This window comes from Streptococcus sp. 1343, assembly GCF_013277355.1.
In the GTDB taxonomy this organism is placed as follows: domain Bacteria; phylum Bacillota; class Bacilli; order Lactobacillales; family Streptococcaceae; genus Streptococcus; species Streptococcus pseudopneumoniae.
This window is the reverse complement of the sequence record NZ_VMMT01000043.1, coordinates 1-6,682: the sequence shown is the minus strand read 5'-3', so window position 1 is coordinate 6,682 and position 6,682 is coordinate 1. Positions and strand designations below refer to the sequence as shown.

Here is a 6,682-nt window from a genome sequence, read left to right as displayed (position 1 = left end):
ATTTTTTGAACCTCCTTTCCATTGAAATTTTGACTAAAACGGTGAGAGGTCCTAGTCAAGAGTATTATAGCAATTTAGGAGGATTACATCAGTCTTGAGGCTGATATAGGAGGTTGAATGGAAGATAAAATTATCGAACTTGCTGATTACTTCATCAGTGAATCTACAACGTACAGAGAAGCTAAAATAGCGTGTGAGAAGCTATTTAGACAAGTCAGCCATGAGATAGAACTCAGAGCGCTGGAAAGTAAAACAGTTTGACAACAACGCAAAAAAGCACCTGACGAAGTCAGGCGCATACTAAAACAATTTAAACCATTATATCACAAAAATGCTTGCCCGCATAGTTGAGAGGATGTAGAAAATGGAAGGTATAACGTTACAATTACGATTAGACGGCGAAAGTGCTGAATTGTTCACAAATCAATTATTGGCTTTTGCTGAAAAGCAGGTCAAGGAGCAATTAGAGAATGATCGCATGCCAATCAATCAACAGGCTTTGATGAAGAAGTTCGGCTTTACTCATGGCTATATTAAAAAGTTAGAACGTAAAGGATTAAGATTTCGTAAGCAAGGGAAAGATATTATGTATGATATCAATGATGTTTATGAAATTTTGGAATTAGAAAAAGAAGTACGAAAATTAAGAGCATAAGGAGATTAAAAAATGTTTGAACCACCGATTTTAGACCAGCTTATGGGTGTTGGAGCTTTGCTGATTGGATTTGCAGGGCTTTGCCGTCATATCAAATTGCAAGAGGAGCGTAAGGAAAAAGAAAGACGAGAAGAGCAAGAATTTGCGTCTATGATTACCCAAGGCTATAACCAAGCTTATGAACGTGGTAGAGAGGATAAATGGCAAGAAATCCGCAAGAATATCCGTAGAGAGTTCAAGGGTTTCACCTACGACAACGAACCGCCTGCAGGATTGCGCCCTGAGCCTCTAGCCTTGCCAGAGCCGAAACAGTCTGCAATCAGACTTTTGTAATGATGAGGTCAGGAAATGGAAGAATTGATTGAATCGCTGGATAACCTGATTATGATTGTTAAAGAACTGGAAGGAAGGGAATCAACTTCAAGACATTTTATTACGACATGGGAAAACGATTATAAAAATCTATTACTAGTCAAAGAATACCTAACAGACTATAAAAAACTAGCTAAGGACTATCGTGATGTGGAGCTTAAAAATAAGCTGCTAAAGATTGAAAAAATGGAGCTGGAAGGCAGGTACATCTATGAGGATATGCGAATGAAGTATCGCGCTAACCGTAGGAAGTGGGGTGCTAGGTATGTCTGAAATTAAGTGGATAAAAATCACAACCGATATTTTTGACGATGAAAAGATTTGCCTGATTGATGCCTTGCCTGATCCTGATGCCATCTTAGTGATATGGTTCAAGATTTTGACACTTGCTGGAAAACATAACAGTAATGGTTTGTTGATGATGACTGATAAGGTTCACTATACAGATGAAATGTTAGCTACTATTTTTCGTAGACCATTGAATACAGTAAGAATGGCTATTGGAGTTTTTGAACAGTTTGGGATGATTGAGATTATCGATGGTATTATTAGCTTGCCAAATTGGGAAAAACATCAAAACGTTGACGGAATGGAGAAAATAAAGGAACAGACACGCAACCGTGTAGCCAAATACCGTAAAAAACAGAAAAATCTTGCTCTTGGTAACGTTACAGGTAACGTTACAGTAACGGACGGTAACGCACTAGAAGAAGATAAAGATAAGAATAAGAATAGATTAGATAAAGATAAGAATAAGAATAGATTAGATAAAGATAAGAATAAGAAAAGAATAACTACTACTAATAGTAGTGGTGGTCAAGAAAATATTTTAGAACTTTTTCAATCTGAGTTTCGTAGACTCTTATCTGGATTTGAAATTGAAGAAATCAACCATCTACTAAATGAGAATGATGTGAATTTGGTAAAGGAAGCACTGAAGACTGCTATTAACTCAGGAAAGCCGAACATCAAATATATTGGTGGGATTTTAAGAAATTGGCAGATGAACAATGTTACCACTGTTGAACAGGTTCGTCAATCGGAAAAGAAGAACAAGGATAAGAAAGAAGAACAGGAGGCCAAGGACGAATGGGGGTACTAGAACTAATTGAACAATTCGAGATTGACTATTATCCGTTAAGCTACGAGAAGAAAACTCTTTTAGCCAACCAACCAATTCATCAAGTGGTTGCCTGCTTGTCTGAAATGGCTAGCTGGCATAAATGTGGAGGTCGTCTGTCATGGTAGACAATGTGTTTGAGGAGATTGCCTTATCTTATCACAGGAATACAGAACAACAAGATGAGTTTTGCGAAAAGCATAACATTCCTTTGATAAAGATATTGCGGACTGAGAGTGTTGTATGCCGCATGTGTGAATCTGAGCGGATCCATGAGGAGAATCAAGCAAGAGTGAATGAACTGGCCGACGCTGAGAATGAGCGAGAGAGGAAATACTATCTTGAGAAGTTTTCTCTTTATGATGAGGTTTTGAAAAATGCGACTTTGGACAACTTTGAGACACCCACTGAAAAAGAAGCAGAAAAGCTAGCTTTTGCAAAGAGGATTTGTCGTGAGTGGTCTGAGGGGGCTAGGAACAACATCGTGTTACAAGGAGAAGCTGGAACTGGTAAGAGCCATTTGGCCTTTGCGATGGTTAAGGCTCTATCTGAGTACACGAAAGAGATTGCGATTTTTATCAATGTGACGGACTTGTTGATGAAGATTAAAGCTGATTTTAGTCAGGAAGAGTTTCTGGTCAATAAAATTGCCAGTGCTAAGTTCTTGGTCTTGGATGATTTGGGCATGGAAAAGGATAGTGAGTGGTCGTTTACTATTCTCTACAATATCCTGAATAAGCGTTCAAATACAATTATTACCACCAATTTGATTTCTGCTGATATTCAGAAAAGATATGGCAGACCCTTTATGTCCAGACTGATGAAGGGTGTGGATAAAGACCATTTGATGGTTTTCAACGACTTGACAAACAAGCGGAAGCACTATTTTTAGAATGGAGGTGGCTGATGTTTATTTTAAGACATGGAACAAGAGAGGATAAGCCCTTTCTGAGATCCGTGGTTATCGGAGTGACCGGCTTGGACATTTCATATTCTGAGGAGAAGAAAGCCATGCGGTTTGTTTCTCGTGGGGTAGCCGTACAGGTTGGAAAGGCTTTGAGGGGTTCCTTTGGGAACTTTTACCCTGTTGAGGTGGAGTGATGAAAGATATCAGAATACTAGATGCTTGCTGTGGCTCTCGAATGTTTTGGTTTGATAAAAATGAACCACACACAACATACATGGATAGACGTGAAGAGGAATTTGAGATTCACAAAAAGAAAATCAATGTTAAGCCAGACATTGTTGCAGATTTTCGAGATATGCCATTTGATGATGAAACATTCAACCTTGTTGTATTTGATCCACCACACCTTTTATGGGCTGGCCAGAAATCATTCATGCGTGCGCAATATGGACAACTAGACTTGTTGACTTGGAGATTAGATTTACAACAAGGTTTTGAAGAATGTTTTAGGGTTTTGAAAACAGGAGGAACACTTATTTTCAAGTGGTCTGATGCTCAAGTAAATGTTAAGGAAATTTTGGAATTAGTCCCACAACAACCACTTTTTGGGCAACAGCGTGGGACAACTCACTGGATGGCTTTTATGAAATTTTAGGAGGTATTGATGCTAAATCTTTACTTCGTCTACAACGGGCACTGCAAGTTTTACCTTGGGATGTTTGACAATGTCGATGATCTCATTGAGCAAATGGAAGATCATCAGTGGGCTTTCTCGGCTATCACTCAGCCAAGGTTTCAGAAGCACATTGGTCAGCGGACGACACGGTTTGACTATGGTGCGAAGGATTGTTACTATTTAGCAACTTTTTCAGGAGGATAAGAAAATGATTGAACTTATTAAAGAATTTGGCATGGCTATTCTATGGCTATTTCTCGGCTACTTAATCGGAGAACGTGCAGCAAGAAAGGACAAGAAAGATGATCAATAATGTTACGTTAGTGGGGCGCTTGACGAAAGACCCTGAATTGAAATATACACCGTCGAATGTGGCAGTCGCTACGTTTACTCTTGCAGTCAATCGGAACTTCAAGGGAGCCAACGGCGAGCGAGAGGCGGACTTCATCAACTGTATGATGTGGCGTAAGCAGGCGGAGCTATTCGCAGAATGGTGCAAGAAGGGTAATCTGGTCGGTGTGACGGGTCGCATCCAGACAAGGAACTATGAGAATCAGGAGGGGCGCAGGGTCTATCTGACTGAGGTGGTCGCAGATGGTTTTGAGCGACTTGAAAAGCGTGATGATACTGCTAACCGTTCGAATATTGAGGAACAAATGCCAGGATACGCCCTTGAGGAAGATGATTTTCCGTTTTAGTGGGAGGTAAGAAATATGGTTGGAGTAACCTATCAGGAAATTCATCTCTTTGTTGAGTTTTTGAAAAAGCAGTATGGGCAAGGGCGTCCAGACTATATTGAAGCCCTGAACGACTTAGACGGTATGGCGGAAGTCTCCTATAGAGAAGCTATTGAAAGATTTTTAGACGATGAATTACGATAAACAGGTAGTAATCGAAGGACTGAAACGCACAATTGAGCAAAATGAAGAGAAGATAATCGAGTATTCGAAACCGTGCGATGCACGCAAGAGACGGATTAGAGCGCTGGAGCGCGATTTGTTGAAGAAAAAGAATAAAGAATTGAGGAAAAAAGTGGAGGAGTTGGAAGATGAAATATAAAGTGACAGAATACCATTCAGATTTTCAAGAAGAACAGACTGGCACTTGCGAATTGTGTTTTGGTACAGCGTGGGTTGAAAATGGTTCAATAACGGTTGAAGATGAAAATGGAACTGAAACAGAAATTTATTTAACTGTTTGGGATTGGGGCGATTACGACACAATCTACATTGATAATGTGGTTAATTTCTCAGCTTGGTTGCAAGAAAGGGAAGTTGACCCAATCGTTGAAGAAACCGAACGTTGGTCGTGGTTGCATGAATTGGTAGAAAAATATAATGAGGAGTTGGAAGATGATGGAAGATTTAAAGCAAAAAGTTAATGAAGTATACAACTGGACGGTAGAAGACGGGAAGCCGCAACCTCCCAAGCAAGATTTACCACAAGCGGTGAAAGACCGGGCGGACTATTTTTGGGAAATGGCAGAAGATGGTATGACGTTTATGGGAGCGATGGAATGCATCTTCGCTGATGAAAAGCCTACCGACTATGATTTGGGAGCTACTAAGGGTTGGTTGCCAAAATCTAAGGAGTTTGATGATTGGATTGGCTATTCACCAGGCATGTCTCAGGTAGTTATTGCAGTTTATTTGATTTATGGAGGAAACTAAGATGAATATTAAGGCATTGATTAAGAAGTACGAAGCGGTTGAATGTGTTGTAGGTATTGTTAGCGGAAAAACTATTCTAAAAACCGTTCTAAGAGACTTGAAACAACTAGACGAACAAAAATCAGTCAAAGTTCCGCAGTTTGTGGCTGAATGGATTGAGGAAGCTAGAAAAGCTTGTAAAGACGTGGCAGAATTATTCGAATTTGATTTCACGAACGATGAAGTTAGGAAATGGTTTATGCAAGAAAGACCATTTGATTTAGTTGCTCGTGCATGGCTTGACGGCTACGAGGTCGAGGAAGAGAAGCGGTATATTGTTAGTCTGAATAATGGGCAACCTTTGACTAAAACGCAATCAGGGAAGGTTCTTTATTTTAACCAAAATATAATTACTGGAAATTATAAATTCACCCGCAAAGAACTTGAAGAAGCTGGTTTCGGCTGGGTGTTCGATTGCCCAGGGATTGAGATTGAGGAGGTGGAGTGATGATACAAACGCTTGAAGAAGGAATGAAGAATCAAAGTAAACGCATAAAAATCCCAATGGAAATTAGACCGTTTGATGTTGGTTATCGAATAGTAAATAAACACGGTCAAGCGCTTGCCCTAAAAAACGGAGCAAGTATATTCGCTTTACCATCACTAGCTGAAAAAGCCATTAAGAAAAAGTTTAGTAAAGATGACCCAGACTTTGACATTGAAAACATTTCGTTGAAGAGGTCGCTATTGTCAATTTAAGTAAATTTCATAGTTATTTTGAGGAGGTGGAATAATGGGAGATATACGAATACTAGACGCTTGTTGTGGCAGTCGTATGTTTTGGTTTGATAAAAATGAGAGTCATACAACTTTCATGGACATCAGACAAGAAAAATTTGAAATACATGGGAAAAAGGTAAACGTAAACCCTGACGTTGTCGGAGATTTTCGTGATATGCCATTCGATGATGAAACATTTAATCTAGTAGTATTCGATCCGCCACATTTGAAATGGGCAGGTCAAAACTCAATTATGCGATCACAATATGGCGAGCTGGATAAAGTTACCTGGCCGGAAGATTTAGCCAAGGGTTTTGAAGAATGCATGAGAGTTCTAAAAGTTGGAGGTACTCTAGTTTTTAAATGGTCTGATTGTCAAATCAACGTTAAAGAGGTTCTTAAATCTGTACCTTTTAAACCATTGTTTGGACAACAAAGAGGTACTACGCATTGGATGACGTTTATGAAATTTGAGGAGGTCACAGATTGAAACGATTCATAGCTATCTGGATTCTGCTATCTG

General features: G+C 39.5%; 17 protein-coding genes and 1 pseudogene. All 18 read left to right on the top strand.

The features are described 5' to 3' along the window. Positions 1-117 precede the first annotated feature (117 nt). The 18 genes and pseudogenes from HT709_RS07010 to HT709_RS06925 all read left to right on the top strand — a co-directional run bounded on the left by HT709_RS07010 (position 118) and on the right by HT709_RS06925 (position 6,649). Entirely contained in the window at positions 118-261 is a 144-nt protein-coding gene (locus HT709_RS07010) for a hypothetical protein (protein WP_000389586.1), read from the top strand. A 103-nt stretch (positions 262-364) separates the two neighbouring features. Continuing rightward, positions 365-655, top strand: coding sequence for a hypothetical protein (locus HT709_RS07005; RefSeq protein WP_000398534.1), 291 nt, complete (start codon positions 365-367; stop codon positions 653-655). 12 nt (positions 656-667) lie between these two features. Beyond that, positions 668-988 (top strand): hypothetical protein, encoded by a 321-nt coding sequence (locus tag HT709_RS07000; RefSeq protein ID WP_138700194.1) that lies wholly within the window; start codon positions 668-670, stop codon positions 986-988. Between the two features lie 15 nt (positions 989-1,003). Further along, on the top strand, positions 1,004-1,300 hold the full coding sequence (locus tag HT709_RS06995; protein ID WP_000391808.1) for a hypothetical protein: 297 nt from the start codon (positions 1,004-1,006) through the stop codon (positions 1,298-1,300). After that, positions 1,293-2,129 carry a phage replisome organizer N-terminal domain-containing protein gene (locus tag HT709_RS06990; protein WP_172925623.1) on the top strand — a complete coding sequence of 279 codons (837 nt, stop codon included), beginning with the start codon at positions 1,293-1,295 and terminating at the stop codon, positions 2,127-2,129. The genes HT709_RS06995 and HT709_RS06990 overlap by 8 nt, the downstream gene beginning before the upstream one ends. Beyond that, positions 2,117-2,275 (top strand): hypothetical protein, encoded by a 159-nt coding sequence (locus HT709_RS06985; RefSeq protein ID WP_166728327.1) that lies wholly within the window; start codon positions 2,117-2,119, stop codon positions 2,273-2,275. Before HT709_RS06990 ends, HT709_RS06985 begins: the two co-directional genes overlap by 13 nt. Next, complete coding sequence (locus HT709_RS06980; protein ID WP_000228206.1) at positions 2,269-3,039, top strand: ATP-binding protein; 771 nt, start codon at positions 2,269-2,271, stop codon at positions 3,037-3,039. Before HT709_RS06985 ends, HT709_RS06980 begins: the two co-directional genes overlap by 7 nt. A gap of 14 nt (positions 3,040-3,053) precedes the next feature. Then, positions 3,054-3,248, top strand: a complete 195-nt coding sequence (locus HT709_RS06975) for a hypothetical protein (RefSeq protein WP_023937071.1) — start codon at positions 3,054-3,056, stop codon at positions 3,246-3,248. Continuing rightward, entirely contained in the window at positions 3,248-3,709 is a 462-nt protein-coding gene (locus HT709_RS06970; protein WP_023937069.1) for a methyltransferase domain-containing protein, read from the top strand. The genes HT709_RS06975 and HT709_RS06970 overlap by 1 nt, the downstream gene beginning before the upstream one ends. Positions 3,710-3,718: 9 nt before the next feature. After that, positions 3,719-3,934 carry a hypothetical protein gene (locus HT709_RS06965; RefSeq protein WP_050261588.1) on the top strand — a complete coding sequence of 72 codons (216 nt, stop codon included), beginning with the start codon at positions 3,719-3,721 and terminating at the stop codon, positions 3,932-3,934. Positions 3,935-4,032: 98 nt separating this feature from the next. Then, entirely contained in the window at positions 4,033-4,428 is a 396-nt protein-coding gene (gene ssb / locus HT709_RS06960) for a single-stranded DNA-binding protein (protein WP_000609557.1), read from the top strand. A 15-nt stretch (positions 4,429-4,443) separates the two neighbouring features. Beyond that, entirely contained in the window at positions 4,444-4,611 is a 168-nt protein-coding gene (locus HT709_RS06955) for a hypothetical protein (RefSeq protein ID WP_000233205.1), read from the top strand. Beyond that, positions 4,598-4,789 (top strand): hypothetical protein, encoded by a 192-nt coding sequence (locus HT709_RS06950; protein ID WP_001105094.1) that lies wholly within the window; start codon positions 4,598-4,600, stop codon positions 4,787-4,789. The genes HT709_RS06955 and HT709_RS06950 overlap by 14 nt, the downstream gene beginning before the upstream one ends. Beyond that, positions 4,779-5,111: a hypothetical protein gene (locus HT709_RS06945; RefSeq protein WP_023937066.1), complete on the top strand. Its 333-nt coding sequence runs from the start codon at positions 4,779-4,781 to the stop codon at positions 5,109-5,111. Before HT709_RS06950 ends, HT709_RS06945 begins: the two co-directional genes overlap by 11 nt. Next, the gene (locus HT709_RS06940; RefSeq protein WP_000969625.1) at positions 5,083-5,400 is read left to right on the top strand and encodes a hypothetical protein; all 318 of its coding nucleotides are present in this window, start codon (positions 5,083-5,085) and stop codon (positions 5,398-5,400) included. Before HT709_RS06945 ends, HT709_RS06940 begins: the two co-directional genes overlap by 29 nt. A 1-nt stretch (position 5,401) precedes the next feature. Further along, on the top strand, positions 5,402-5,887 hold the full coding sequence (locus tag HT709_RS06935; protein ID WP_001021761.1) for a DUF1642 domain-containing protein: 486 nt from the start codon (positions 5,402-5,404) through the stop codon (positions 5,885-5,887). Further along, a pseudogene (locus tag HT709_RS06930) lies at positions 5,887-6,173 on the top strand (hypothetical protein). The gene HT709_RS06935 and the pseudogene HT709_RS06930 overlap by 1 nt, the downstream one beginning before the upstream one ends. After that, on the top strand, positions 6,173-6,649 hold the full coding sequence (locus HT709_RS06925) for a class I SAM-dependent methyltransferase (protein WP_000502463.1): 477 nt from the start codon (positions 6,173-6,175) through the stop codon (positions 6,647-6,649). The pseudogene HT709_RS06930 and the gene HT709_RS06925 overlap by 1 nt, the downstream one beginning before the upstream one ends. Positions 6,650-6,682 lie beyond the last annotated feature (33 nt).